Annotated in this window: 34 protein-coding genes; 31 read left to right on the top strand and 3 right to left on the bottom strand. The window is 46.8% G+C overall.

Annotated elements, in window-relative coordinates:
* Nucleotides 1-24 precede the first annotated feature (24 nt).
* From rplB to prfA, 28 genes are all read left to right on the top strand, one after another.
* Complete coding sequence (rplB, locus tag NG798_RS05275; protein ID WP_261220804.1) at nt 25-888, top strand: 50S ribosomal protein L2; 864 nt, start codon at nt 25-27, stop codon at nt 886-888.
* A gap of 229 nt (nt 889-1,117) precedes the next feature.
* Nucleotides 1,118-1,399 carry a 30S ribosomal protein S19 gene (rpsS, locus tag NG798_RS05280; protein WP_261220805.1) on the top strand — a complete coding sequence of 94 codons (282 nt, stop codon included), beginning with the start codon at nt 1,118-1,120 and terminating at the stop codon, nt 1,397-1,399.
* A gap of 112 nt (nt 1,400-1,511) precedes the next feature.
* Complete coding sequence (gene rplV, locus NG798_RS05285) at nt 1,512-1,871, top strand: 50S ribosomal protein L22 (protein ID WP_261220806.1); 360 nt, start codon at nt 1,512-1,514, stop codon at nt 1,869-1,871.
* A gap of 111 nt (nt 1,872-1,982) precedes the next feature.
* Entirely contained in the window at nt 1,983-2,714 is a 732-nt protein-coding gene (gene rpsC / locus NG798_RS05290) for a 30S ribosomal protein S3 (protein ID WP_261220808.1), read from the top strand.
* Nucleotides 2,715-2,827: 113 nt separating this feature from the next.
* Nucleotides 2,828-3,247 carry a 50S ribosomal protein L16 gene (rplP, locus tag NG798_RS05295; RefSeq protein WP_261220809.1) on the top strand — a complete coding sequence of 140 codons (420 nt, stop codon included), beginning with the start codon at nt 2,828-2,830 and terminating at the stop codon, nt 3,245-3,247.
* Between the two features lie 4 nt (nt 3,248-3,251).
* Nucleotides 3,252-3,467 carry a 50S ribosomal protein L29 gene (rpmC, locus tag NG798_RS05300; protein WP_261220811.1) on the top strand — a complete coding sequence of 72 codons (216 nt, stop codon included), beginning with the start codon at nt 3,252-3,254 and terminating at the stop codon, nt 3,465-3,467.
* A gap of 20 nt (nt 3,468-3,487) precedes the next feature.
* Entirely contained in the window at nt 3,488-3,739 is a 252-nt protein-coding gene (gene rpsQ / locus NG798_RS05305; protein ID WP_261220813.1) for a 30S ribosomal protein S17, read from the top strand.
* Nucleotides 3,740-3,784: 45 nt separating this feature from the next.
* Nucleotides 3,785-4,150, top strand: coding sequence for a 50S ribosomal protein L14 (rplN, locus tag NG798_RS05310; protein WP_261220814.1), 366 nt, complete (start codon nt 3,785-3,787; stop codon nt 4,148-4,150).
* Entirely contained in the window at nt 4,150-4,503 is a 354-nt protein-coding gene (gene rplX / locus NG798_RS05315) for a 50S ribosomal protein L24 (RefSeq protein ID WP_261220816.1), read from the top strand. The genes rplN and rplX overlap by 1 nt, the downstream gene beginning before the upstream one ends.
* Before the next feature lie 159 nt (nt 4,504-4,662).
* The gene (gene rplE, locus NG798_RS05320) at nt 4,663-5,208 is read left to right on the top strand and encodes a 50S ribosomal protein L5 (RefSeq protein ID WP_261220818.1); all 546 of its coding nucleotides are present in this window, start codon (nt 4,663-4,665) and stop codon (nt 5,206-5,208) included.
* 22 nt (nt 5,209-5,230) lie between these two features.
* Complete coding sequence (rpsH, locus tag NG798_RS05325) at nt 5,231-5,632, top strand: 30S ribosomal protein S8 (RefSeq protein WP_261220820.1); 402 nt, start codon at nt 5,231-5,233, stop codon at nt 5,630-5,632.
* A gap of 150 nt (nt 5,633-5,782) precedes the next feature.
* Nucleotides 5,783-6,331: a 50S ribosomal protein L6 gene (gene rplF, locus NG798_RS05330; RefSeq protein WP_261220822.1), complete on the top strand. Its 549-nt coding sequence runs from the start codon at nt 5,783-5,785 to the stop codon at nt 6,329-6,331.
* Nucleotides 6,328-6,690, top strand: a complete 363-nt coding sequence (gene rplR, locus NG798_RS05335; RefSeq protein ID WP_261220824.1) for a 50S ribosomal protein L18 — start codon at nt 6,328-6,330, stop codon at nt 6,688-6,690. Before rplF ends, rplR begins: the two co-directional genes overlap by 4 nt.
* A gap of 174 nt (nt 6,691-6,864) precedes the next feature.
* A complete protein-coding gene (gene rpsE / locus NG798_RS05340; RefSeq protein WP_261220826.1) occupies nt 6,865-7,413 on the top strand; it encodes a 30S ribosomal protein S5 in 549 nt (182 codons plus the stop codon).
* A gap of 65 nt (nt 7,414-7,478) precedes the next feature.
* A complete protein-coding gene (gene rplO / locus NG798_RS05345) occupies nt 7,479-7,937 on the top strand; it encodes a 50S ribosomal protein L15 (RefSeq protein WP_261220828.1) in 459 nt (152 codons plus the stop codon).
* 247 nt (nt 7,938-8,184) lie between these two features.
* On the top strand, nt 8,185-9,510 hold the full coding sequence (secY, locus tag NG798_RS05350; RefSeq protein ID WP_261220830.1) for a preprotein translocase subunit SecY: 1,326 nt from the start codon (nt 8,185-8,187) through the stop codon (nt 9,508-9,510).
* Nucleotides 9,510-10,076 (top strand): adenylate kinase, encoded by a 567-nt coding sequence (locus tag NG798_RS05355; RefSeq protein ID WP_261220832.1) that lies wholly within the window; start codon nt 9,510-9,512, stop codon nt 10,074-10,076. Before secY ends, NG798_RS05355 begins: the two co-directional genes overlap by 1 nt.
* Before the next feature lie 245 nt (nt 10,077-10,321).
* Nucleotides 10,322-10,546: a translation initiation factor IF-1 gene (gene infA, locus NG798_RS05360; protein ID WP_006276978.1), complete on the top strand. Its 225-nt coding sequence runs from the start codon at nt 10,322-10,324 to the stop codon at nt 10,544-10,546.
* Between the two features lie 110 nt (nt 10,547-10,656).
* The gene (rpmJ, locus tag NG798_RS05365; RefSeq protein WP_006618079.1) at nt 10,657-10,770 is read left to right on the top strand and encodes a 50S ribosomal protein L36; all 114 of its coding nucleotides are present in this window, start codon (nt 10,657-10,659) and stop codon (nt 10,768-10,770) included.
* A 96-nt stretch (nt 10,771-10,866) separates the two neighbouring features.
* Nucleotides 10,867-11,250, top strand: coding sequence for a 30S ribosomal protein S13 (gene rpsM, locus NG798_RS05370; RefSeq protein WP_261220858.1), 384 nt, complete (start codon nt 10,867-10,869; stop codon nt 11,248-11,250).
* Nucleotides 11,251-11,305: 55 nt separating this feature from the next.
* On the top strand, nt 11,306-11,701 hold the full coding sequence (gene rpsK / locus NG798_RS05375) for a 30S ribosomal protein S11 (protein WP_261220860.1): 396 nt from the start codon (nt 11,306-11,308) through the stop codon (nt 11,699-11,701).
* Nucleotides 11,702-11,820: 119 nt separating this feature from the next.
* The gene (locus NG798_RS05380) at nt 11,821-12,768 is read left to right on the top strand and encodes a DNA-directed RNA polymerase subunit alpha (protein ID WP_261220862.1); all 948 of its coding nucleotides are present in this window, start codon (nt 11,821-11,823) and stop codon (nt 12,766-12,768) included.
* 99 nt (nt 12,769-12,867) lie between these two features.
* Nucleotides 12,868-13,218, top strand: coding sequence for a 50S ribosomal protein L17 (rplQ, locus tag NG798_RS05385; RefSeq protein ID WP_261220864.1), 351 nt, complete (start codon nt 12,868-12,870; stop codon nt 13,216-13,218).
* 68 nt (nt 13,219-13,286) lie between these two features.
* Nucleotides 13,287-14,120, top strand: coding sequence for a tRNA pseudouridine(38-40) synthase TruA (truA, locus tag NG798_RS05390; protein ID WP_261220866.1), 834 nt, complete (start codon nt 13,287-13,289; stop codon nt 14,118-14,120).
* Nucleotides 14,121-14,192: 72 nt separating this feature from the next.
* Complete coding sequence (gene rplM / locus NG798_RS05395; protein WP_261220868.1) at nt 14,193-14,654, top strand: 50S ribosomal protein L13; 462 nt, start codon at nt 14,193-14,195, stop codon at nt 14,652-14,654.
* Nucleotides 14,654-15,067: a 30S ribosomal protein S9 gene (gene rpsI / locus NG798_RS05400; RefSeq protein ID WP_261220869.1), complete on the top strand. Its 414-nt coding sequence runs from the start codon at nt 14,654-14,656 to the stop codon at nt 15,065-15,067. Before rplM ends, rpsI begins: the two co-directional genes overlap by 1 nt.
* A 105-nt stretch (nt 15,068-15,172) precedes the next feature.
* Nucleotides 15,173-15,400: a 50S ribosomal protein L31 gene (gene rpmE / locus NG798_RS05405; protein ID WP_261220871.1), complete on the top strand. Its 228-nt coding sequence runs from the start codon at nt 15,173-15,175 to the stop codon at nt 15,398-15,400.
* A gap of 221 nt (nt 15,401-15,621) precedes the next feature.
* The gene (prfA, locus tag NG798_RS05410; RefSeq protein WP_261221535.1) at nt 15,622-16,728 is read left to right on the top strand and encodes a peptide chain release factor 1; all 1,107 of its coding nucleotides are present in this window, start codon (nt 15,622-15,624) and stop codon (nt 16,726-16,728) included.
* A gap of 344 nt (nt 16,729-17,072) precedes the next feature.
* Here prfA and NG798_RS05415 read toward each other — a convergent pair whose 3' ends face one another.
* The 3 genes from NG798_RS05415 to NG798_RS05425 all read right to left on the bottom strand — a co-directional run bounded on the left by NG798_RS05415 (nt 17,073) and on the right by NG798_RS05425 (nt 19,187).
* The gene (locus NG798_RS05415) at nt 17,073-17,612 is read right to left on the bottom strand and encodes a GIY-YIG nuclease family protein (RefSeq protein WP_261220873.1); all 540 of its coding nucleotides are present in this window, start codon (nt 17,610-17,612) and stop codon (nt 17,073-17,075) included.
* Nucleotides 17,613-17,799: 187 nt separating this feature from the next.
* Nucleotides 17,800-18,018, bottom strand: coding sequence for a hypothetical protein (locus NG798_RS05420; RefSeq protein WP_261220875.1), 219 nt, complete (start codon nt 18,016-18,018; stop codon nt 17,800-17,802).
* 227 nt (nt 18,019-18,245) lie between these two features.
* On the bottom strand, nt 18,246-19,187 hold the full coding sequence (locus NG798_RS05425; RefSeq protein WP_261220876.1) for a glutathione S-transferase family protein: 942 nt from the start codon (nt 19,185-19,187) through the stop codon (nt 18,246-18,248).
* A 191-nt stretch (nt 19,188-19,378) separates the two neighbouring features.
* Between NG798_RS05425 and arsM the strand changes: the two genes are divergently transcribed.
* The 3 genes from arsM to NG798_RS05440 all read left to right on the top strand — a co-directional run bounded on the left by arsM (nt 19,379) and on the right by NG798_RS05440 (nt 24,014).
* On the top strand, nt 19,379-20,347 hold the full coding sequence (gene arsM / locus NG798_RS05430) for an arsenosugar biosynthesis arsenite methyltransferase ArsM (RefSeq protein WP_261220877.1): 969 nt from the start codon (nt 19,379-19,381) through the stop codon (nt 20,345-20,347).
* A 101-nt stretch (nt 20,348-20,448) separates the two neighbouring features.
* On the top strand, nt 20,449-21,414 hold the full coding sequence (locus NG798_RS05435) for a transposase (RefSeq protein WP_261220879.1): 966 nt from the start codon (nt 20,449-20,451) through the stop codon (nt 21,412-21,414).
* A 188-nt stretch (nt 21,415-21,602) separates the two neighbouring features.
* Nucleotides 21,603-24,014 carry a GH116 family glycosyl hydrolase gene (locus NG798_RS05440; RefSeq protein WP_261220881.1) on the top strand — a complete coding sequence of 804 codons (2,412 nt, stop codon included), beginning with the start codon at nt 21,603-21,605 and terminating at the stop codon, nt 24,012-24,014.
* Nucleotides 24,015-24,600: the final 586 nt, after the last annotated feature.

Consider the following 24,600-nt stretch of genomic DNA (forward strand, 5'->3'; position numbering starts at 1 on the left):
CCGAAAAACCAAAAAACAAAAACTATGGGCATCCGTTCCTACAGACCATACACACCAAGCACCCGTCAACGCAGCGTCTCAGACTTTAACGAGATCACCCGCGACGAGCCAGAAAAATCTCTAACCATCTCCGTCCACCGGCTAAAAGGACGCAACAACCGAGGCGTCATCACCTGCCGGCACCGGGGTGGCGGACACAAACGCCTCTACCGCATCATCGACTTTCGCCGCGAGAAACTCAACATCCCCGCCAAAGTCGCCACCATCGAATACGACCCCAACCGTAACGCCCGCATCGCCCTAGTCAACTACCAAGACGGCGAAAAACGTTACATCCTCCATCCCGTCGGCCTCAAAGTCGGCGCCACCATCATCTCCGGGCCCGACTCACCCATTGAAAACGGTAATGCTCTCCCCTTGGGCAACATCCCTCTGGGTACCAACGTTCACAACGTCGAACTCGTCCCCGGAAAAGGCGGCCAAATGGTACGCGCCGCCGGTGCCACAGCCCAAGTAGTCGCCAAAGAAGGCAGCTTTGTCACCCTAAAACTCCCTTCTGGTGAAGTCCGCCTCATCCGCCGCGAATGCTACGCAACCATCGGACAAGTCGGCAACCTCGACGCCCGCAACATCAGCGTCGGCAAAGCCGGTCGCACCCGCTGGAAAGGACGCCGGCCCCAAGTACGCGGTAGCGTAATGAACCCCGTAGACCACCCACACGGTGGTGGTGAAGGCCGCGCACCCATCGGTAAACCAGGGCCGGTCACACCTTGGGGTAAACCCGCCCTCGGCAAGAAAACCCGCAAACGCAACAAACAAAGTGACTCCCTCATCGTCCGTCGGCGTCGGAAATCATCGAAACGCGGTCGTGGCGGTCGTGATTCCTAAGAGTTTAATCGTAGGAGCGGTTTCTTCAACATCTTGGCTTATCCAAGTTACAGATTTTCTCGCTCATACAAAGTTTAGGTTTTAGATCGCAAAAAATTTAAAATCTAAACTCTCAACTCAAAAGGAAAAATGTGGCCAATTGGTCATAAAGCTTCAATAATTTTAGATTTTAGAATCCTCCAAAATCTGAAATCCGGACATTGAAAATCCAGTCATCCCAAACTTCACTATGAGCCGTTCACTTAAAAAAGGCCCCTTTGTGGCAGATCACCTGCTCAGCAAAGTAGAAGCCCTCAATGAAAGAGGCGAAAAACAAGTTATTAAAACTTGGTCCAGAGCATCCACCATCGTCCCCGACATGGTAGGACACACCATCGCCGTACACAACGGACGCCAGCACGTTCCCGTCTACGTCACCGACCAAATGGTAGGACATAAACTAGGCGAATTTGCCCCCACCCGCACCTTTCGCGGCCACGCAAAAAGCGACAAAAAAGCCGGTAAACGATAACTTGTCAATCGGGATAAGTCAAGAGTCATTAGTCAAGAGTCATTAGTCAGAAATACCTCACCAATGACAAACGATTTTTGACAAATGGCAAATGACAAACAAGGAAAAAACTATGGCAGTTAATACCAAAGAAGAAGCAAAAGCCATCGCCAGATACATCCGGATGTCTCCATCCAAAGTGCGGCGGGTACTCGACCAAATTCGCGGGCGTTCCTATCGCGACGCATTAATCATGCTCGAATTCATGCCCTACCGCGCCTGTGACCCCATCCTCGCAGCCCTGCGTAGCGCCGTAGCCAACGCCGAGCACAACTTAGGACTTGACCCAGCCAACCTAATTGTCAGTCAAGCCTACGCAGATCAAGGGCCGAGCTTAAAACGCTTTCGCCCCCGTGCTCAAGGTCGCGCCTATCAAATTCGCAAACCAACCTGCCACATTACAGTCGTAGTAGCGACCGTTGCAGAAGAATAAACAAGCAATTTTTACGCGGCAAACGGTGAATCTTGGGTTCTGGATCTCTAAATCCATAACTCAATCCCAAATTCGGGCATCGTCCAATCGCGCCACCCTCAAAGGTACACTATGGGACAAAAAATAAATCCAGTTGGTTTTCGCTTAGGGGTAACACAAGAACACCGCTCACGCTGGTTCGCAGACCCCAACCGATATCCAGAAGTCTTACAAGAAGACTACAAAATTCGTAAATACGTTCAGAAAAACCTCAGCAACGCTGGCATTTCTGAAGTACGCATCGAACGCAAAGCCGACCAAATAGACCTCGAAGTACGCACCGCCAGACCCGGTGTAGTCGTAGGACGCGGCGGACAAGGCATAGAAAACCTGCGTACCGGCCTCTCAGAAATGCTCGGAGCAGCCAACCGGCAAATCCGCATCAACGTCGTAGAAGTCACGCGACCCGATGCAGACGCCACCCTGATCGCCGAATACATCGCCCAACAACTCGAACGGCGGGTATCCTTCCGGCGGGTTGTACGCCAAGCCATGCAACGCGCTCAAAAAGCCGGTGCCGAAGGCATCAAAGTCCAAGTCAGCGGACGTCTCAACGGTGCAGAAATTGCTCGTACCGAATGGACACGCGAAGGCCGAGTTCCCCTGCACACACTGCGGGCCGACATCGACTACTCGTACTGCACCGCTAAAACCGTTTACGGTATTTTGGGCATCAAAGTTTGGGTATTTAAAGGCGAAATTATCCCAGGACAACAAGAACAGCCCCAAGCCGCAGCCCAACCCACTCGCCGCAAACAACAACGTCGGCGTCCGACCTTTGAAGACCGTTCCAACGAAGGTTAATTCATAGCGTCATAGTTGGCGAAATCATTTTCGATTTTGGATTTTAAATTTTAAAAAAAATTTTCAAATCTAAAATCTAAAATCTAAAATTCCATCCCACCCATCACCAAATCATGCTAAGTCCTAAAAGAACAAAATTCCGTAAGCAACAGCGCGGACGCATGACGGGGATTGCAACGCGAGGCAGTAACATCAACTTCGGGGAATTCGCCCTCCAAGCCCTCGAACCTTGCTGGATTACTTCCCGTCAAATCGAAGCCTCCCGTCGTGCCATGACCCGCTACATCCGCCGGGGTGGAAAAATCTGGATTCGGATCTTCCCAGATAAACCCGTCACCATGAGAGCCGCAGAAACCCGGATGGGTTCCGGTAAAGGTTCTCCCGAATTTTGGGTAGCAGTTGTCAAACCCGGTCGTGTACTGTTTGAAATTGGCGGAGTCAGCGAAGAAATTGCTCGTGAAGCAATGCGTCTAGCGGCTTATAAACTGCCAATCAAAACAAAATTCATCACTCGTCAAGAGGAGCAGAGCTAAGAAAATGGCTTTCTCAAAAATCTCAGATTTCCAAAACCTCAGCGATTCGGAAGTCGAACAGCAAATTTTGGCAGCAAAGCGGGAACTCTTCCAATTACGGATGCAAAAAGCAACCAAACAATTAGAGAAACCCCACTTGTTTAAACATACAAAACATCGGCTGGCTCAACTTCATACCCTTGAAGCTCAAAGAAAACAAAAAGCCGCCCAAGAATCCTAATCAGAAAGGAGTAGGTGAGAATGGCAGTAAAAGAAAGAGTCGGCTTTGTCGTCAGCGACAAAATGAACAAAACCGTAGTGGTGACTATCGAAAACCGTGCGCCCCACACAAAATACGGCAAAATCATGGTTCGCACCAAACGCTACAAAGCCCACGATGAAGAAAATCAGTGCAAAGAAGGCGACCGGGTTCGCATCCAAGAAACCCGCCCTCTAAGCAAAACCAAACGCTGGCAAGTGGTCGAAATTCTCAGCAGCGCCTCCCAAAAATAAAAATGTCTCCAATTGGAGACAAAAAACCGAACTGGAACAATCGCCGTGATTCAACAAGAAACTTATCTCAACGTAGCCGACAATAGCGGAGCCAGAAAACTGATGTGCATCCGCGTCTTGGGAGGCAACCGCACTTATGCCAACGTCGGCGATATTATCGTCGCTGTTGTCAAAGATGCCATTCCCAATATGGGTGTCAAAAAATCCGATGTCGTCAAAGCTGTTATCGTCCGTACCCGCAAAGGATTACGTCGTGAAAGCGGCATGAGCATTCGCTTTGATGACAACGCCGCCGTGATTATCAACAACGATGGCAACCCCAAGGGAACCCGCGTATTTGGGCCAGTTGCCCGCGAACTTCGCGATAAAAACTTCACCAAAATTGTCTCCCTTGCACCAGAGGTGCTGTAATGGCCAAACAAAATACAAGTGCTAGCGTCGTTCGCTACAAAATGCACGTCAAAAAAGGCGACACCGTGCAAATAATCACCGGCAAAGACAAAGGTAAAGTCGGACAAATTACTAAAGTTTTACCGAAAAAATCTGCCGTCGTTGTCGAAGGCGTTAACGTCAAAACCAAGCACGTTAAACCCCAAGGCGAAGGTGAATCAGGGAAAATCATCAACTTTGAAGCCCCCATCCATAGCTCCAATGTGATGCTCTATTCACAATCGCAAAAAGTCGCCAGCCGCATCTCTTACACCGTTACCGAAGACGGACGGAAAGTAAGAATGCTCAAAAAAACCGGCGAAATTATTGATTAGTTAATCGTCAATTGTCCCTTGTCTCTCGTCAATTGTTCCTTGTTTCTTTTTTGTTTTGAGAAACGACTTTTGACAGTACGGGCAGCGCCCCCATGCCTGCCCTGATAATTGACACAACTCACCCTGACCAAGACCAGGGAAATAAAGGGAACTCAACTTATGCCAGATAGACTCAAAACACGCTACCAAGAAACGATTGTCCCGAAATTGATGGAGCAGTTTAATTACGGCAACATCCATCAAGTCCCCAAAGTGATTAAAGTCACCGTTAACCGGGGGATGGGAGATGCAGCCCAAAACGCTAAAGCGATGGAAGCATCCTTACAAGAAATTGGCATCATCACCGGCCAAAAACCGGTCGTGACTCGCGCCAAAAAAGCAATTGCCGGTTTCAAAATTCGTCAAGGAATGCCGGTCGGCATTATGGTCACACTTCGTGGAGACCGGATGTATGACTTTTTAGACCGTCTCATTAACCTCTCCTTGCCTCGCATTCGTGACTTTCGCGGCATCAGCCCCAAAAGCTTTGATGGTCGCGGAAACTACACCCTCGGCATCCGAGAGCAATTAATTTTTCCCGAAGTTGAATACGACAGAGTAGATCAAATTCGTGGCATGGACATCTCGATCATTACGACAGCAAACACTGACGAAGAGGGCCGCGCCTTGTTAAAGGAAATGGGTATGCCCTTTCGGGCTAGCTGAGCCACATATATAAGGAGGAAAGATGGCGGCAAACGACACAATTGCAGATATGCTCACGCGCATCCGAAATTCTTGCATGGCGCGGCATGAAACAACGAAAGTACCAGCAACAAAAATTACTCGCAGTATTGCCCAAGTCCTCAAAGACGAAGGTTTTATTGCCGAATATGAAGAAGCCGGCGAAGGAGTTAAAAAAGAATTGGTGCTTTCCTTGAAATACAAAGGAAAAAATCGTCAACCAATTATCAACGCCCTCAAACGAGTTAGTAAGCCAGGATTGCGCGTTTATTCTAACAGCAAAGACTTGCCTAAAGTTTTGGGTGGCATCGGTATTGCAATTATTTCCACCTCCAGTGGAATTATGACAGACCGACAAGCAAGATCAGCCGGCGTGGGTGGCGAAGTGCTTTGTTATGTGTGGTAATCGGTAATCGGTAATCGGGAAAAGGCATTTATAAAGAAAGGAAAAAAAACTTATATTTCCTCTTTCTAAACCCAAAAATTACCTTTTTACCCATTACCCCTTGCCAATTAACATAAATTCATTACCAACGACGAAAGGAAACATAAACTCATGTCTCGGATCGGAAAGCGCCCCATAAGCATCCCATCAAAGGTAGAAGTAACTATCAACGGGCAGCAGGTTGCAGTAAAGGGGCCAAAAGGTACTTTAAGCCGGGTTCTGCCCTCCGAAGTAGCCGTCGAACAGGAAGGCGAAACCATATTGGTTAACAGAGTGAACGACTCTCGGCCCGCCCGCCAGCGTCACGGCCTCTGCCGTACCCTGGTTTCTAACATGGTCGAAGGAGTCTCCACCGGCTTTCAAAAACGTTTAGAAATTCAAGGCGTTGGCTACCGCGCCGCCGTCCAAGGAAAAAACCTAATCCTTAACGTCGGATACAGCAAGCCAGTTGAAATTGAACCCCCCGACGGGATCACAGTCGCCGTCGAAAACAACACCAACGTCATCGTCAGCGGCATTGATAAAGAAATCGTCGGCAACACCGCCGCACGCATTCGCGCCGTTCGTCCCCCAGAAGTCTATAAAGGCAAAGGCATTCGCTATGCCGGTGAAGTCGTCAGACGGAAAGTTGGTAAGGCAGGAGGCAAAGGTAAGAAATGAAGGCAACACGCAAAGCATCTGTTCAACGTCGCCATCAGCGCGTGCGGCGTAAGGTATTCGGCACCTCGGAACGTCCCCGTTTGGCTGTGTTTCGCTCCAACGAACACATCTATGCTCAAGTTATTGACGACACCAAACATCACACCCTCGCTGCCGCTTCGACGCTTGAGCCAGACCTGCGCTCGTCCCTTAGCTCTGGTGGCAACCGGGAAGCCTCTACACAGGTTGGCAAGCTGATCGCCGAACGAGCCAAAGCTGCCGGTATTGAAAAAGTCGTCTTTGACCGGGGTGGCAACCTCTATCACGGTCGTATCCAAGCCCTTGCAGAAGCAGCCCGCGAAGCCGGTTTAGACTTCTAAAACCCTTGGGTTTGTCTATTGTCCCTTGTCCATTGTCCATTGTCCTCTTTTTCGTTCATAGCTTTTGATTTTTGTCAAAAGCCCATTGTCTTAACCTCCGTCATTGCTTTTAATGACCATTGACTAATGACTAATGACAAATGACAAATGACAACTAACAACTGAAAAAAAACTATGGCAGAACAACAGCAACCCTCACGCCGCAGCAGCAGCAAAAAAACCAACCGCACCCGCGAAAAAGAAACCGAATGGCAAGAGCGGGTTGTCCAAATCCGCCGCGTTACCAAAGTGGTCAAAGGCGGTAAAAAGCTCAGTTTCCGTGCCATCGTGGTTGTGGGCAACGAGCGCGGTCAAGTTGGGGTGGGTGTCGGCAAAGCCGCTGACGTGATCAGCGCCGTTAAAAAAGGCGTTGTAGACGGGAAAAAACACCTCGTTGAAGTCCCCCTCACCAAATCAAACTCTATCCCCCACCCCATCAACGGAGCCGCCACCGGCGCCAAAGTAATGATGCGTCCCGCTGCTCCGGGTACGGGTGTAATCGCCGGTGGTGCCGTGCGAACCGTCTTAGAACTCGCCGGTGTCCGTAACATTCTTGCCAAACAACTCGGCTCTAACAACCCCTTGAACAACGCTAGAGCAGCCGTTGACGCCCTCTCTACCCTCCGCACCTTCTCCGATGTGGCCGAAGAACGCGGAATCCCCGTCGAGCGGCTTCTATCATAGGATATGTCATTTGTCAATACTTTAAACAGCATTGACAAGAAAAAAAACGCCAAGGATAGCACACTATGAGATTGCACTCAATTGCCCCCAAACCGGGCTCCAAAAAACGCAAGCGCCGCCTGGGCCGGGGTGTTGCAGCCGGCCAAGGTGCCAGCGCCGGCAAAGGGATGCGCGGTCAGAAATCTAGATCCGGCGGCAGTACCCGCCCTGGTTTTGAAGGTGGCCAAATGCCCCTTTACCGCCGCTTACCGAAACTCAAACACTTTACCGTAATCAATCGGAAAGAATACACGATCATTAACGTTGCTAAGTTGGCCTCCTTGCCGGCCAATACCGAAGTTACCCTAGCTTCCCTCAAAGAAGCAGGCATTGTCACCGGCAACAACAAAAACCCCCTAAAAATCTTAGGAACCGGCGATATCAACGTCGCCATCAACGTTAAAGCAGCCGCCTTTACCGCTTCGGCCCGCACTAAAATAGAAGCTGCTGGTGGAAGTTGCGTTGTGATCACCGGCAGACAATAAGCACCCTGCCGCCTGGTTGGCGTAGCGTCTGGTAGAGAAGAGAACCGCAATTTATCATTTTCGGAAGTCTTCTTATCTACCAAAAACCCACCCTGAATAACAAAAGTTAGATTTTAGATTTTAGATTCGCGCATTTGTTTTCAAATCTAAAATCTAAAATATCTCATATTAGATTTTAGAATCGCGCATTTGTTTTCAAATCTAAAATCTAAAATCTAAAATCTAAAATTCATAGAGGTACGCCTGCATGGTCGTCAGTCGAGATAAAGCTCCAACCGCTCAAGAAACCTTCATGCAGATGGCTCAAGCGGCTGGCCTCCGAGGCCGGCTGCTTGTCACAATTGGTCTGCTACTTTTAGTGCGCTTAGGAATCTTTTTACCAGTACCAGGGGTAGACCGCGCCGCATTTCAAGCCAATATCCAAAACAGCCCCTTAATCGGCTTTTTGGACTTTTTCTCTGGGGGGGGAATTCGCACCCTGGGCATTTTTGCCTTGGGAATTTTACCCTACATTAACGCCTCGATTATCATTCAATTGATGACCGCTGCGATTCCCCAGTTAGAAGATTTGCAGAAAAATGAAGGCGAAGCCGGTCGCCGGAAACTATCTCAATACACTCGTTATATCGCTCTAGTCTGGGCAATTATTCAAAGCACCGGCATCGCCCTGTGGATTGCTAATTCCCAAGCCGCCGTCACACCAGGGCCTGTTTTTATTGTTGAAACCGTCCTTGCCCTCACCGCCGGCTCAATGTTTGTGATGTGGGTGTCGGAATTGATTACCGAACGCGGCATTGGCAACGGTGCATCTTTGTTAATCTTCCTCAACATTGTGGCCGTCTTACCCCGGTCTTTAGGACAAACTTTTGAACTTGCCCAAGAAAACGCTCAGCGTGGAAACAGGGAAGTCGTTGGCGGCGTAATTATCCTGTTGATAGTTTTCTTGATTATGATTGTCGGTATTGTCTTTGTACAAGAAGGCACTCGCCGCATTCCAATCATTTCAGCCCGCCGACAAGTAGGCCGCAAACTGTTACGAGAAACAAAAAGCTATCTACCGCTGCGCCTCAATCAAGGCGGCGTTATGCCAATTATTTTTGCTTCCGCCGTTTTAGTTTTACCCTACTCTCTGGCTCAGTTCACTCGCAATCCAATTTTAATTCAAGTTGCAAGTTACCTAAGCCCCAGTGGCCCGACACCTTGGCTTTATGTAGCTTTTTATTTGACGCTGATTTTGTTTTTCAGCTATTTCTATGCTTCGCTGATTGTGAATCCGGTTGATATGTCTCAAAACTTAAAGAAAATGGGCGCTAGTATCCCCGGTATTCGCCCTGGACGGGCAACCAGTGAATATGTGGAAAGAGTTTTGAACCGGCTTACGTTTTTGGGTGCGATTTTCTTAGGTTTGGTGGCAATTGTGCCAACCGCTGTAGAAAGCGCTACTCGCGTTCCAACCTTTCAAGGACTCGGCGCAACTTCACTGTTGATCTTGGTCGGCGTGGCAATTGATACGGCAAAACAAATTCAGACTTATGTGATTTCTCAGCGCTACGAAGGAATGGTGAAGCAGTAGTGACGCGATTGATTTTTTTAGGCCCACCTGGTGCCGGTAAAGGCACCCAAGCTATAAAGCTGGCTCAAGCTTGTGGGCTTGCTCATATTTCTACCGGCGATATGTTACGCGCTTCGGTTGCCCAAAATACGCCCCTTGGCGAAAAGGCAAAAGGCTATATGGATCGCGGCGAGTTAGTTCCTGATGCGTTGATTTTGGATATGGTACGGGAACGTCTTTCTCAGCCAGATACCAAAAGCGGTTGGATTTTAGATGGGTTTCCGCGCAACGTTAATCAAGCTGGCTTTCTTGATCAACTGCTTGCAGAAATCAAACAAGGTTGTGACCGTGTTGTGAATTTGGATGTGCCTGATGATGTCTTGATTGCTCGTCTGGTTTTGCGAGGACAACAACAAGGGCGCAGTGATGATAACGAAGAGACAATCCGCCGGCGTTTGCAAGTTTACCGAGACCAAACCGCGCCGCTGATTGATTATTACACTCAGCGTCAACAGTTGGTGGTTGTCGATGGCGACCAACCTATGCAGGAAGTGACTGCTCAACTGCAAAAAGTGATTGAAGATTAATCTCGCAGTTTTTGAGGGCTTGGCGTTCTGGTTGGCTCTTTGCTTGCAATGACCCGTCTCGCGGCTTTGGTTAAAAATTAGATTGTTTTAGCCTAGTTGGGGCGGCCCCAGGCGGTTGTCCCAATCTGTGCGGGGCCAACCCTTTGCTAAGATATGTAAAGCAGGACAGCTTTTAAGAGTTATCCTATGTGGTGGCTGAGCGTCTGTGCTTTTATGGAGTTCTGTTGAGTTGAGGAAAGCATCACTTGTCTAAACAAGATTTGATTGAAATGGAAGGAACGGTCACAGAATCATTGCCAAATGCGATGTTTCGGGTAGACCTAGACAACGGTTTTAACGTTTTGGCTCACATTTCAGGGAAAATCCGGCGTAATTACATCAAAATTTTGCCCGGAGACCGTGTAAAAGTCGAGCTAACTCCCTATGACTTGACCAAAGGTAGAATTACTTACCGGCTTCGCAAGAAATAGGTTTACATAAAACGTTTAAAACTCAGTAACCGAAAAAATCCAACTGAGTTTTTTTGCAACTTCTGCAAAAATTGTTATAATATTACGTTTGTAGTGCGGCCAAAAAAGGCATGAAAGTTAGAGCATCTGTCAAGAAAATCTGTGAAAAATGCCGTGTCATCCGTCGGCGAGGTCGGGTGATGGTAATTTGTTCTAACCCGAAACACAAACAACGTCAAGGTTAGTTACAACTTTAACGGCTCGGTCGCCAGATGCCACCTTCTGGCATCTGCTTTAAGTCAAGAAAAGCCAACACAAGAAAAAACGAGGGGGAAACAATAGTGGCACGGATTGCCGGGGTAGACCTACCACGCGATAAGCGCGTCGAAATTGGTCTGACCTACATCTATGGAATTGGACTGTCTTTGTCCCAAAGAATTTTAGCAACCACAGGGGTAAATCCAGATACCCGCGTTAAGGATCTTAGTGATGCTGATGTGGCTGCCTTACGGGAAGCAGTGGAAAGCGACTACCAGGTAGAGGGCGACTTGCGCCGCTGGGAGTCGATGAACATTAAACGCCTGATGGATATTGGCACCTATCGGGGACGGCGGCATCGTTTGGGACTGCCCGTGCGTGGCCAAAGAACTCGGACAAACGCGCGCACCCGTCGTGGTGTGAGAAGAACCGTTGCGGGTAAGAAAAAAGCCGCAGCCAAGAAATAAATAAGCGGATCTTCAAGGCCAAAATTAACCTCTCTCAAAGTCTCATAAACGCAATATGGCGCGACAAACACCCAAAAAATCGACGAGTAAGAAACAAAAACGGAATGTACCAAACGGCATGGCGTACATTCAGTCTACCTTTAACAACACGATTGTCACGATTACCGACCAAAACGGCGAGGTAATTTCCTGGGCAAGTGCGGGTTCTTCGGGGTTTAAAGGAGCGAAAAAAGGTACTCCTTTTGCAGCCCAAACAGCAGCCGAAAGCGCCGGTCGCCGTGCTAACGACCAAGGAATGCGCCAAGTAGAAGTGATGGTCACCGGGCCAGGAGCGGGCCGGGAAACAGCAATTCGGGCGTTACAAGGGGCCGGTTTGGAAATTACGCTGATTCGGGACATTACCCCTATTCCTCATAACGGTTGCCGTCCGCCCAAGCGCCGACGCGTTTAGACAACAGACGCGAAGCTTTTAGGCGGCTCTACATGAGTTGCGCTTGTATCGAGTCAGTATGTTAGCGCATGGGAGGCTATCAAAAGCCAATATGCATCAAGGATAAGGGAGGTCACGCCGTGGCGCAGTTTCAGATTGAGTGTGTAGAATCCATTACCGAAAGAAACCAGGGGCAATACGGAAAATTTGTTATCGAGCCTCTGGATCGGGGCCAAGGAACCACAGTAGGCAACGCCTTGCGGCGCGTTCTGCTGTCTAACTTGGAAGGGGCAGCGGTGACGGCGGTTCGCATTGCCGGTGTTACTCATGAGTTTGCCACCATTTCGGGGGTACGCGAAGATGTGCTTGAGATTATCCTGAATATGAAGGAGATCGTTTTAAGGAGCAGTTCTTCGCAGCCCCAAATTGGCCGGTTTGTAGCAGATGGGCCCACAACCGTTGCAGCCGCTCAGTTTGACTTGCCGCCTGAAGTCCAGGTGGTCGATCCGAGCCAGTATGTTGCCACCCTCGCCGAAAACAGCAGACTGGAAATGGAATTTCGCATCGAAAAAGGACGAGGATACCGGGCGGTTGATCGCAGCCGTGATGACAGCGGATCTATTGACTTTTTGCAAATTGATGCAATTTTTATGCCGGTTCGCAAAGTCAATTACAGTGTAGAAGATGCCCGTATAGGCGGTTCCATTGAAAAAGACCGCTTAATCATGGACATCTGGACAAATGGCAGCATTTCACCCCAAGAAGCGATTTCGCAAGCCGCTAATATCTTGGTAGATTTGTTCAGCCCGCTCAAAGATATCAACCTCGAAACTCTCGATAAATCAGACGACTACAGCGAAGATCCCACCAGTCAAATACCAATTGAAGAATTACAGCTATCTGTACGAGCTTATAACTGCCTCAAACGAGCGCAAATTAACTCTGTTGCAGATTTGCTTGACTACACTCAAGAAGATTTGCTGGAGATCAAAAACTTTGGTCTCAAGTCCGCTGAAGAAGTGATCGAAGCTTTGCAAAAGCGTTTGGGGATTACGCTTCCCAAAGAAAAATCCGCTAAACAAGGCTAAAAAATGTGAAGTGTAAATTTCTCGCAGCTCTGCCGTTAAAAAATTTAGACTTCCTCTTTCTTTTAAGTTTGTTCGTTGTTCATTTTTTTTGGCTCAATTATGCGTCACGGTTGTAGAATTCACCAACTAGGTAAACCCGCAGATCAGCGCAAAGCTTTGGTGCGAGCGCTGACCACTGAATTGATTCGTCATGGCCGGATCACCACTACCAAGGCTCGCGCTCGCGCAGTCCGCGAAGAAGCTGACCGGATCATCACCTTGGCCAAACTAGGTACTCTGGCTGCTCGTCGTAGAGCGATTGGTTTTATCTACGATAAACAACTTGTTCATGCCCTTTTTGAGCAAGTTGGCGAACGCTACGGCAATCGGAACGGCGGTTATACCCGTATTTTACGGACGATGCCTAGACGGGGCGATAATGCCGAAATGGCAATTATTGAACTGCTCTAAAGGAAAGTCGTATTTTTGCGGTAACTGATTTTTTCTGAAGCTGTTACCAGCAAAGCCGGCAACATAACATGGACAGCGGACAAGAAACAGCGAACTCCAGGCGCATTGCTCTGGTACTTCAATATCAAGGCACTGATTTTTATGGCTGGCAGCGCCAAGCCAATAATCAGCGGACAGTGCAAGAAGAAATTGAAAAAGTCTTGCAAGTCATTGAGAACCGACCGGTGACTCTCCACGCTGCCGGTCGCACGGATACGGGGGTTCACGCAGCCGCACAAGTGGCTCATTTTGATGCCACCGGCCCGATCCCCGGCCACCGCTGGGCAGCCGTTCTCAATAACCGTCTGCCAAAAGATATTTTAGTGCGGGCCTCCGCTGAGGTTAACTCAGAATGGCACGCTCGTTTCTCGGCAATTTCCCGCCGCTACCGTTACAGCCTCTACACAGACCCTCAACCTAATTTGTTTGTGAAGCCCTGGACTTGGCACTATTATCACGCTCCTCTGGATGAAACTCTCATCCAAAGGGCGTTAAACGAACTTTTGGGGAATCACCACTTGGCGGCTTTTCATCGGGCCGGCAGTAAACGCAAACATTCGTGGGTTGAAGTTCAAGAAGCGATATCGTACAGAGACGGGCCGTTTGTTCATATTGAAGTACAAGCAAATGGTTTTCTGTATGGAATGATGCGCTTGCTGGTGGGAATGTTAGTGCAAGTAGGCCGCAAAGAGCGAAGTTTAGAAAATTTTCGTGATTTGTGGATGGCTGAACGGCGAGAAGAAGTAAAATACGCTGCTCCTGCCTGCGGTTTGTGTTTGCTACGAGTCACTTATCCAGACTTTCCTTTCTCGCCTGAAATCTGGTACGACTCGATGCCTAAATTTACTATTGGTAAAGGGTAATTGTCTAGCTATTATCCATTACCGATTACAAAAGCAGCTTATGTTGGCTGCTCCACAAGGAGAACCTGACAAATGACCTCAAATAAAACTTTCCTACCTTCTCAAAGTACCCTTGAACAAAAGTGGTACATTGTCGATGCTGCTGGCCAGCGTTTAGGCCGGCTGGCTTCGGAAATTGCCATGATTTTGCGGGGCAAAAATAAAGCTACCTTTACCCCCCACATGGATGTCGGTGATTTTGTGATTGTTGTTAATGCTGAGAAAATCGATATCACCGGCAAAAAACGCTCTCAAAAACTCTACCGCCGTAACTCTGGTAGACCCGGTGGGATGAAAACTGAAACTTTCTCTCAACTGCAAGGGCGTTTACCCGAACGCATTATCGAAGTTGCTGTTAAGGGGATGTTGCCGAAAAATAGCTTGGGCCGGCAATTGTTCACGAAATTGAAAGTCTATAAAGGGCCCAATCACCCCCACACTGCCCAAAAACCTGAAACTTTGACGATTAATACTATCCCTGGAGGTCAAGACTAATGCAAGCAGCAGATCAAAGCGGACGCGCTGTTTACTGGGGAACGGGCCGGCGGAAGTCTTCAATAGCTTCTGTCCGTCTGGTTCCGGGCACCGGCAAGCTGACTATCAATGGCCGTGATGGCGATTTGTACTTGCAATTTAATGCAGGTTACATTTCTACTGCTAAGGCTCCTTTGGAAACTTTGGGTCTGGAAGCTGAATATGACATTTTGGTGAAAGCTCAAGGTGGCGGCTTGACCGGCCAAGCTGAATCAATTCGTTTGGGTGTGGCTCGTGCTTTGTGCCAGCTTGACCCGGATAACAGATCGCCTCTGAAAACCGAAGGCTATTTAACCCGTGATCCTCGCGCTAAAGAGCGGAGAAAATACGGTTTACGGAAAGCTCGTAAAGCTCCTCAATACTCGAAACGTTAAGGCGTTTTATTGGGAAGTTTTGGTTTTTTGCCCCAAATGGATGACCCTATAAGTCTGGGGCGATAAAATAACAGTAAGATTTGCAGGACAACAGAGTAAAAAACAATGCCTAAAGCTGACATTCACCCGAAGTGGTACCCCGAAGCTAAAGTTTATTGCAATGGTGAGCTAGTAATGACGGTTGGCTCTACCAAACCTGAGATTAGTGTTGATGTTTGGTCTGGGAATCATCCTTTTTACACCGGCACTCAGAAGATTATTGATACTGAAGGACGGGTGGAGCGTTTCCGCCGCAAGTATGGTATGGGTGGGGCCGGCGCTAAGAAAAAGTAGCGTTTCTCTCAGCTCGTCGCTTTGGCCGCAAGGGGTTTTTTAGCCACGCGGCCATTTTGGCTTTTTATTATTGGTGTGTTTTTTTACCGCAGATATAAAGCAGGCAGGATGCCTGCTCCACAGATAAACGCAGATAAATAGGATGGGTTTTCTGTTGGTGGGATGCGGTTTTTTGAGAATTTGAAGAAGTAAAGTTTTTGAATAAACGAGGGCTGAGAGAAATGGCTGAGGCTTATTTGTTGGATAAGTTACGCTCGGTTGAGCAGACTTTTAATGAGTTGACGAGACGGATGGCTGACCCGGATATTGCTACTGATCCTGGTGAGTTTCAGCGGGTGGCTAAGGCTCGTTCTTCTCTTGAGGCTGTTGTGAATGCTTATGATGAGTGGAAGAGTGCGACTGAGCAGTTGGTCGGGGCTAAGCAGGTTTTGAAGGAGTCGGCGAGTGATCCTGAGTTCCAAGAAATGGCTGCTTTGGAAGTGCAAGAGTTAGAGGAGCAAATTGAGGAGTTGGAGCGCCGGTTGAAGGTGCTTTTGCTGCCGCGCGATCCTAATGATGATAAGAATATTATGCTGGAAATTCGCGCCGGTACGGGCGGCGATGAGGCGAGTATTTGGGCTGGGGATCTGGTGCGGATGTATTCGCGTTACGCTGAGAGCCAAAATTGGCGCGTTAAGTTGGTGAGTGAGTCGCCGGCGGAAATGGGCGGTTTTAAAGAGGCTGTGCTGGAAATTCAAGGGGATAGTGTGTACAGCAAGCTGAAGTTTGAGGCCGGTGTGCATCGAGTTCAGCGGGTACCGGCTACGGAGGCTGGAGGACGGGTTCATACTTCTACGGCAACTGTGGCGGTGATGCCGGAGGTTGATGATGTGGAGATTCATATTGACCCGAAGGATATTGAGATGTCTACGGCTCGAAGTGGTGGGGCCGGTGGTCAAAATGTCAACAAGGTTGAGACTGCTGCGGATTTATTCCACAAGCCTACGGGTATTCGGATTTTCTGTACAGAGGAACGCTCTCAACTTCAAAACAAGGAGCGAGCCATGCAGATTTTGCGAGCAAAACTTTATGAAATGAAGTTGCGCGAGCAGCAGGAGGCGATTACTTCTATGCGCCGTTCTCAGGTGGGTACGGGTTCTCGGTCGGAGAAAATTCGTACTTATAATTACAAGGATAATCGGGTAACGGATCACCGGCTTGGTGAGAATTTTACTCTGACTCCGGCTCTTGAGGGTGATATTGACCATATTATCCAGTCTTGTATTACTCAGGATCAACAGGAGCAGTTGGAGGCTTTGGCTGCTTCTACTTCTGGGGCTACTGTGTAATTCTGGGCCGGTATGCCTGTTTTGAGGTCGGTTTTTTGGTTCTTTGTCTGATTCTCTATAAAACTGTAAACCGGCCTCTTATTTTCTGAAGCCGGTCTTTTAATTTCTTTTTTTAAATTTGTGATAGTTCTTCCTTATCGATTTTACTATATCACACAGACGGGGCTTTTGTCAAGATGTCTTCTCTTCTTTATCCGCTTTTTTTAAAATCAAGCTAGTGTTGGCGGATCATTGGGGCTTGATAATTTTAAGGGTAGAAACCGGGTTTATTAAAGAAAGCCGGTTTCTGAAATTCTAAGACTAAGGCTAGTCTGATTTTTTGAGAAGGGTAAGAAAAATTGAAATTATTTTAAGTCTAGTAAACCGTTTTCTTTGAGTTTTGGGTTAAAGCGTATTTCTGTTTGTAGCCCTCTTGTTTGTAGGATGGTGAGGATGTCGTTTTCAACGCGACGGGCTGCTTTTTTAAGGATTTTTGTTTGTTCTAGTTCTTGACCGGCTGCTTTTTCTAGGGCTTGTTTTTCTTCGCTGGTGAGTTGGGTTTTAATGTTGATCGGTTGTGTCCAGTTGGGTTCGTCTGGGCCGTTTCCTGGGGGGGTGATGCTGGTTTCTGCTATCCATGCGCTGCGGGTGTTTTCGAGTTCGGTGCGGCTGGGCCGGTCGGTGGTTTGGATTTTTACCCAGTGACATTTTTCAGGTTGTCTCACCAGGTGTTGTTTAAGGCTGAGGTATATGTCGCGGGAATATCCTATATATTGCAGGGTTTGGGTTTGGTCAAAGATTGCGTAAATGCCTGCTTTTCCTTGGTATTCTTCGGGGAGTTGGCCGTTGCTATCTATATATAAAGTAAATTCTAATTCGGCTAAAGTGCTTGTTACGGAAGGCATTTTTTATCTCACTTTTTATAAAAAATTAAGAGTTGTGTTGATGTCTTGTTTTATCCTATGGGTTTTTGGGCCGGTTGTTTGATTAAGAATTTTTAATTTATTTTTAGGTAGTTATTCTTGCAGTTATTATGCAACAGTTGCCGGTGCAATCACGGTAATTTCTGCATACTGGCGAAAGTCGCTAATGTTAAAGGTGAGAATATCGGTTAAAGGGTGTACGATCAATGGAAGCGACTAACCGCGAATCATGCACATTAACACCTTTTCCCTGATATTTGGAAACTAATTTTTCCCATCTATTAGAAATGTTTGGGCTATCGGGTAATAGCAAAAAAAGCGTTTTTAAACGATTGATTTCTGCTGCTGCTTCTGCCGGTGTATATCCTAACTTATTTCTCTGAAGCATACGGGTGTAAACATTCCAAAACTCAATTAAATGAGGAGTTTTTTTTCTGGGGTAAGAGAGTCGGTGACTTGCGCGAATGATTCCACCAGCTTTGCTTTAATAATGACGTTTTTGCTTTTTGCTTAAGTTGGCGTGTATTTATTTTAGCATACTTTGGCTTACACCGGCCAAGGCTTATTTAAACAAATACTAAAGCCGGTTTTTCTGCCGGCATTTATTCAACAAAACTAGAAAAACCTGCCCCTGTCATGGGGTGAACCCAAATCAATAACCGGCCCTTTTGGAACAATACCAGAAGGATTTACATTCGGATGACTTGTGTAATAATGAATCTTGATATGATCCATATTACAAGTTTCTTTTACGCCTGGTTGTTGAGACAAGTCTTTAAGATAATTAACCAAATTAGGATAATCCCAAAGATGGCGAATATTGCACTTAAAATGAACATAATAAACGGCATCAAACCGCAACAATGTAGTAAACATACACCAGTCCGCCTCGGTTATCACATTGCCGCATAAATAACGCTGATTTCCTAACACCTCTTCCCAAGAATTCAAGGCATCAAATAAATCAGTTACAGCTTCCTCATAAGCTTCTTGAGTGGTGGCAAAACCGGCCCGATACACGCCATTATTAATCGGCTGATAAATTTGGTCAATTGTCTGGTCAATTTTATCCCGTAGTTTTTCAGGATAAAAACTAATTGAATTTTTGGCTATTTCCTGAAAGCCGGTGTCAAACATCCGCAAAATTTCGCGGGATTCGTTATTAACAATTGTGCCTTCTTTTTTGTCCCAAAGCACCGGCACAGTTACTCGTCCCGTAAAATTTGGATCAGCTTTAACATAAATATCTCGCAAAAATTGGGCGTTATTTATGCTATCGGGAATACACCCCGGAAACTCTGAAAAACTCCACCCGTCATCGCCCATGTGGGGGTCAACAATTGAGAGGGAAATTGCATCATCTAACCCTTTCAATTTTCGCATAATTAGGGTGCGTTGCGCCCAAGGACAAGCCAAAGAAACATATAAATGATAACGTCCTGTTTCTGGTATTGCTTGATTGCGAAAAGTGGTGGCCGGTCGGACAAAACTGCCTTTTTCATCTTCTTGTTCGCGTTTTGTTCGCCATTTGCCATCAACTAACATCCCTAAACCCATAATTTTCTCCTTAAAATTATCTGCGTTTATCTGCGTGCATCTGCGGTTAAAAAAAGGGGGTGTTTATTGAACCGCAGATGGTTAACTGGTTAGTGGTAAGAGGTTGTGTGTTTATAGTTTAACGCAAAAAACATGATGGGGGGTTTTTATGGTATAAAGAAACTCTGTGTTTTATGAGGATAGTTTTTCTTATGAGTTATCTGGAAACGACTGCTAAATTTTATGCTGAAGTTGCGGAAACTCCGCAGGTTGGTTTGTGTTGTGTGCAAAGTAGTCCTATGCAGCTTCCGGGGTTAAAAGTTCCTAAAGAAATGCAGGATATGAATTATGGTTGTGGTACTACTGTTCACCCCGCTGAACTCACCGGCAACCCTACTGTTTTATATGTGGGTGTCGGTGGGGGTTTAGAAGCGCTTCAATTTGCTTATTTTACCCGACGGCCTGGGGGAACTATGGCGATAGAACCGGTCGCCTCTATGCGGGAAGCTGCAATGCGAAACTTAAAAATTGCAGCCCAAGAAAACGCCTGGTTTGATGTTAGTTTTGTGGAAATTAGAGAGGGTGATGCTTTTAATTTGCCGGTGGCGGATGCTTCTGTGGATGTGGTGGCTCAAAATTGTTTATTTAATATTTTTGAACCAGAGGATTTAACAAAGGCTTTACAAGAAGTTTATCGAGTTTTGAAGCCAGGGGGCCGGCTTTTAATGAGTGATCCTATTGCTACTCGTTCTATTCCAGAACATTTGCAAAAAGATCAGCGTTTGCGGGCTATGTGTTTGTCAGGGGCGTTGACTTATGATGAGTATATTGAGCGTATTATTGGGGTGGGTTTTGGACAAGTAGAAATTCGGGCAAAGCGTCCTTATCGGCTGCTGGATAAGCAAACTTATCAGCTTGAAAATGACTTGCTTTTAGAAAGTTTGGATAGTGTTTCTTTTAAGGTAGCAGTTCCCCCCGATGGCGCTTGTGTTTTCACCGGCAAAACGGCTATCTACACCGGCACTCAAGATTATTTTGATGACAATAATGGTCATATTCTCCAGCGTGGTATTCCGGCTGCTGTTTGTGATAAAACTGCCAAAAACTTAAGCGGAAGTAACCCTGATCAAATTTTAATTACTGATTCGACTTGGCATTATGTTGGTGGGGGGTGTTGTTAACAAAATTTGGGAACTTTTTAAGATTTTTCTGGAGGATTACGATCTAAAATAGATGTTGAGCAAAAGAAAAAGAGCGTTTAAATTTTTCAGGAGAAACCAGGGTGACTGCTGCACCAAATGCCAATTATGATCAAGCTTGGAAAGAAGCCATAGAAGATGATCTGGCGGAGTTTTTAGCTTTCTTTTTTCCGCAGGTCTATGATTTAATTGACTGGACGAGAGAATATCAATCGTTGGATAAAGAACTGCAACAAATTACGCCGAATGCAGAGGCCGGTGAGCGAGTTGCAGATAAACTTTTCCAAGTTTGGCGACGCGATGGCGAAGCAACTTACATCTTAATTCATATCGAAGTGCAAAGCCAAGAAGACTCGCAATTTATGGAACGGATGTATATTTACCATTACCGTTCTTTTGATATTCACAAACAAGTCATTAGTTTGGCGATCTTGGGGGATGAACGGCAAAACTGGCGACCCAATTCTTACAGTTACGAACTGGGAGGCTGTTCTGTTCGTTTTGAATTTCCGACTGCTAAACTTTTAGATTATGAGGGACTGTGGGAAAACGACCCTGAAAATTTCAATGTTTTTGCTGCATTGGTGGTGGCGCATCTCAAAACAAAAGCCACGACACAGAATGCAGAAGAACGAGAAAGGTGGAAATGGAATCTCGTGCAAAGCCTCTACGAACGGGGCTATAATCAGGAGAAGATCATCAGGCTATTTCGGTTAATTGACTGGATGATGACTTTACCGGCATCGATCCAGCAAAGTTTTGAAAGCAAATTCAAAAGTTATCAGGAGGAACGAAAAATGCCAATTCTAAGTAATATTGAACTCCGCGCAATGGAGGCCGGTCGTCAAGAAGGAACCTTACGCACTGCAAGGGAATCAGTGCTAGAAGTTTTGGAAGTACGGTTTAATGAAGTTCCACCGGCCCTCCGTACTCTCATCAATCAAATTGAAGATATTTCCAGACTGAAACAACTTCTTATAAGCGCGATTTCTATTGATTCCCTCGCTGATTTTCAGCAAATTATGGAATCTAACCGCCCCGCTAATTAACTGATATTTTTGTGCTAGGGATACGGGCAAAATTCGTATCCCTAATTCTTCAAAAATCAGAACATCGGCCTAAAATCCCTCCTAGCAGAACTTCAGCAAAACAGAAAATTCAAAATTGCCAATCTAAAATCTAAACTCTAAACTCTAAACTCTAAAATATCTCCGCCAATCCTGATAAAATTTAGGCCATGATTCAACAACCTGCACGTCCTGAAATCCCCTCCTGTACCTGGAACCGGCCCCTCGGCAAAGGCTGGGAAAAACCCTACACAGTCCGCTATTCCAGTAACCTAGACGATGGCCCCTGGCATGGGATGCCCTTGGGGGGGTTTGGTGCCGGTTGTATAGGCCGGTCATCCAGAGGCGACTTTAACCTATGGCACATCGACGGCGGCGAACATACCTTCAAAACCCTGCCGGCCTGTCAATTTAGCATTTTTGAAGAAACCGGCACCCAAAAACAAGCCTACGCCCTCTGCACTCAACCCCCAGAAGACGGTACCCTCGAAACCTGGAACTGGTACCCCGGCACCACAAAAGACGGCCAAACCACCGGCACCTATCACGCCCTCTATCCCCGCAGTTGGTTTGTTTACGAAAATATCTTTAAAACTCAATTAACCTGCGAACAATTTTCCCCTATTTGGCCCGACAAATACCAAGAAACCAGCTATCCCATCGCCGTCTTTGAATGGACAGCCCACAACCCCACCGACCAACCGATCACCCTCAGCATTATGTTGACGTGGCAAAATACCGTCGGATGGTGGACAAACCTGGTCAAAACCCCCCAAGTCTGCGTCCGCGATGATGGTAGCCCCGTTTACGAATATCAACCAAGCTGGGGACAAAGTACCGGCAACTTCAACGAATGGCGCGAAGACTTCCACCGAGTCGGTTGTCTGATGAACCGCGTTAGCATCCACGACGATATTCAAGAAGGCGATGGACAGTTTTGCATTGCCACCGTCACAAACCCCGGTGTCGAAGTGTATTATCACACCCGCTGGAACCCCGCCGGCGATGGTTCAGATATTTGGAATAACTTTGCAAGCGACGGAACTCTGCCAGATAAACAAGACGAAACCCGCGCCGACCCCAACGAACAGATCGCCTGTGCGGTGACAGTCCGCTTCACCATCCGTCCGGGGAAAACCCGCAAAATTCCCTTTATTCTGGCTTGGGACTTCCCCGTAACCGAATTTGCGCTTGGTAACTGGCGCTACCGGCGCTATACAGACTTTTTCGGGCGCGACGGCAAAAACACTTGGTCAATGGTTCGCACAGCCCTCAAACACTCCGATGTCTGGAAAGAAAATATCGAAGCTTGGCAAAACGCCATCATCAACCGGCCCGACTTGTCCGACTGGTTTAAAATGGCTTTGTTTAACGAACTCTACGCCCTCACCGGCGGCGGTACGCTGTGGACATCAGCAGACGAACGCGACCCTAAAGGCCAATTTGCTGTGCTTGAATGTATCGATTATCGTTGGTATGAAAGCCTGGATGTCCGGCTTTACGGTTCCTTTGCGTTGCTGATGCTGTGGCCAGAATTAGAAAAATCTGTGATCTCAGCTTTTGCTCGCGCTATTCCCTCTAATGATGCAACAGAACGCACAATCGGCTATAACAAATCTTCGGCTTTGCGGAAAATCAAAGGCGCCACTCCCCACGATTTAGGCGCACCAAATGAGCATCCGTTTGAGGAAACCAATTATACAAGCTATCAAGATTGCAATCTCTGGAAAGATTTACCTTGTGATTTTGTGTTGCAGGTTTATCGTGATTACCTTTTTACCGGCAGCAATGATATTGAGTTTTTATCTGAATGTTGGCCGGCTATTACCCAAACTCTCGCTTATCTGAAAACCTTTGATATTGATAATGACGGTATTCCTGAAAATGGCGGGGCACCGGATCAAACGTTTGATGATTGGCGACTTAGTGGTATTAGTGCTTATTGTGGTGGATTGTGGATTGCTGCTTTGCAGGCGGCGATAGAAATTGGTAAGCTTTTGTTGCCAAAACAGGCAGATTTTTCTGAGCAGAATATTGCCGAAACAATGGCACTTTATCAGTCTTGGTTAGAACAAGCAAAACCGCTTTATCAAGAAAAACTGTGGAATGGGAAATATTACAATCTGGATACAGAAAGTAATTCAGAAGTTGTAATGGCAGACCAACTTTGCGGGCAATTTTACGCCCAATTATTGGGGCTTGAAGATGTAGTGCCGCCTGAGTGTGCTGTCAGTGCTTTGCAGACAATTTATGAGGCTTGTTTTTTAAAGTTTAATGATGGCAAACTTGGGGCGGCTAATGGTGTAAAAATTGATGGCCGGCCGGTGAATCCTGATGCTACTCATCCTCTGGAAATTTGGACGGGGATTAACTTTGGTATTGCAGCTTTTATGGTGCAAATGGGGATGAAAGATGAGGCGTTTAAAATGACTGAGGCGGTGGTAAAACAAGTGTATGAAAATGGTTTGCAATTCCGCACTCCTGAAGCTATTACGGCTGCCGGTACTTTTCGTGCTTCTCATTATTTGCGGGCTATGGCAATTTGGGGAATTTATGGGGTGTTAGTAGGAATGGATAAGTAGTTTTTCTTAGGCTAAAAACCTGGTTTCTCAAAGAAGCTAGGTTTTTAGCGTATCAAGTATGAAAAGCCCCCAAATTTAAAATCAATTATTTTTTTTTGAAGATAAATCGCACAACTGAGAAACAGACAAATAAACCAAGTTAACAATACAGATAAACACAAAGCATTACAAGCCGGATAAGAAATCGGTATTGAGTTGACGGGTTGGGGTTGTAACTCACCCATCACCCACCCATCCCGAAGTAGGAGAAACCAGCGACACCGGCATCACTTCCTTTTGCCAAACTCGCATTTTTTCCGAACTGCCTCAACAGCTTCGCCCCGCAATCACTGGCTTAGCATTAAATACACTTTTTTAGCGCCCCAAATTTGGCATATATATTATATATAATCACCAACCTCAAAAAAATTATCTGCAAAAATAAGCGAAAATCCTGCCGATCTTCCAACAAAGATAGAAGAATAAATTTTTTATTAGCCACCAGATTAATTAATGTGTCTGTGAAGGCAAAATTTGTAGCAAGTAGTTGTGGCTGCATTGATCGAAAGCTCACTTTTGAGTGTAACATTTGCTACTTTGGATGTTT

This window comes from Ancylothrix sp. D3o (assembly GCF_025370775.1).
Lineage (GTDB): Bacteria > Cyanobacteriota > Cyanobacteriia > Cyanobacteriales > Oscillatoriaceae > Ancylothrix.

Coding starts and splice junctions, on each gene's coding strand:
- rplB (WP_261220804.1), top strand. CDS start 25: ATGGGCATCCGTTCCTACAGACCATACACACCAAGCACCCGTCAACGC.
- rpsS (WP_261220805.1), top strand. CDS start 1,118: ATGAGCCGTTCACTTAAAAAAGGCCCCTTTGTGGCAGATCACCTGCTC.
- rplV (WP_261220806.1), top strand. CDS start 1,512: ATGGCAGTTAATACCAAAGAAGAAGCAAAAGCCATCGCCAGATACATC.
- rpsC (WP_261220808.1), top strand. CDS start 1,983: ATGGGACAAAAAATAAATCCAGTTGGTTTTCGCTTAGGGGTAACACAA.
- rplP (WP_261220809.1), top strand. CDS start 2,828: ATGCTAAGTCCTAAAAGAACAAAATTCCGTAAGCAACAGCGCGGACGC.
- rpmC (WP_261220811.1), top strand. CDS start 3,252: ATGGCTTTCTCAAAAATCTCAGATTTCCAAAACCTCAGCGATTCGGAA.
- rpsQ (WP_261220813.1), top strand. CDS start 3,488: ATGGCAGTAAAAGAAAGAGTCGGCTTTGTCGTCAGCGACAAAATGAAC.
- rplX (WP_261220816.1), top strand. CDS start 4,150: ATGGCCAAACAAAATACAAGTGCTAGCGTCGTTCGCTACAAAATGCAC.
- rplE (WP_261220818.1), top strand. CDS start 4,663: ATGCCAGATAGACTCAAAACACGCTACCAAGAAACGATTGTCCCGAAA.
- rpsH (WP_261220820.1), top strand. CDS start 5,231: ATGGCGGCAAACGACACAATTGCAGATATGCTCACGCGCATCCGAAAT.
- rplF (WP_261220822.1), top strand. CDS start 5,783: ATGTCTCGGATCGGAAAGCGCCCCATAAGCATCCCATCAAAGGTAGAA.
- rplR (WP_261220824.1), top strand. CDS start 6,328: ATGAAGGCAACACGCAAAGCATCTGTTCAACGTCGCCATCAGCGCGTG.
- rpsE (WP_261220826.1), top strand. CDS start 6,865: ATGGCAGAACAACAGCAACCCTCACGCCGCAGCAGCAGCAAAAAAACC.
- rplO (WP_261220828.1), top strand. CDS start 7,479: ATGAGATTGCACTCAATTGCCCCCAAACCGGGCTCCAAAAAACGCAAG.
- secY (WP_261220830.1), top strand. CDS start 8,185: ATGGTCGTCAGTCGAGATAAAGCTCCAACCGCTCAAGAAACCTTCATG.
- rpmJ (WP_006618079.1), top strand. CDS start 10,657: ATGAAAGTTAGAGCATCTGTCAAGAAAATCTGTGAAAAATGCCGTGTC.
- rpsK (WP_261220860.1), top strand. CDS start 11,306: ATGGCGCGACAAACACCCAAAAAATCGACGAGTAAGAAACAAAAACGG.
- rplQ (WP_261220864.1), top strand. CDS start 12,868: ATGCGTCACGGTTGTAGAATTCACCAACTAGGTAAACCCGCAGATCAG.
- truA (WP_261220866.1), top strand. CDS start 13,287: ATGGACAGCGGACAAGAAACAGCGAACTCCAGGCGCATTGCTCTGGTA.
- rplM (WP_261220868.1), top strand. CDS start 14,193: ATGACCTCAAATAAAACTTTCCTACCTTCTCAAAGTACCCTTGAACAA.
- rpsI (WP_261220869.1), top strand. CDS start 14,654: ATGCAAGCAGCAGATCAAAGCGGACGCGCTGTTTACTGGGGAACGGGC.
- rpmE (WP_261220871.1), top strand. CDS start 15,173: ATGCCTAAAGCTGACATTCACCCGAAGTGGTACCCCGAAGCTAAAGTT.
- prfA (WP_261221535.1), top strand. CDS start 15,622: ATGGCTGAGGCTTATTTGTTGGATAAGTTACGCTCGGTTGAGCAGACT.
- NG798_RS05415 (WP_261220873.1), bottom strand. CDS start 17,612: ATGCCTTCCGTAACAAGCACTTTAGCCGAATTAGAATTTACTTTATAT.
- NG798_RS05420 (WP_261220875.1), bottom strand. CDS start 18,018: ATGCTTCAGAGAAATAAGTTAGGATATACACCGGCAGAAGCAGCAGCA.
- NG798_RS05425 (WP_261220876.1), bottom strand. CDS start 19,187: ATGGGTTTAGGGATGTTAGTTGATGGCAAATGGCGAACAAAACGCGAA.
- arsM (WP_261220877.1), top strand. CDS start 19,379: ATGAGTTATCTGGAAACGACTGCTAAATTTTATGCTGAAGTTGCGGAA.
- NG798_RS05440 (WP_261220881.1), top strand. CDS start 21,603: ATGATTCAACAACCTGCACGTCCTGAAATCCCCTCCTGTACCTGGAAC.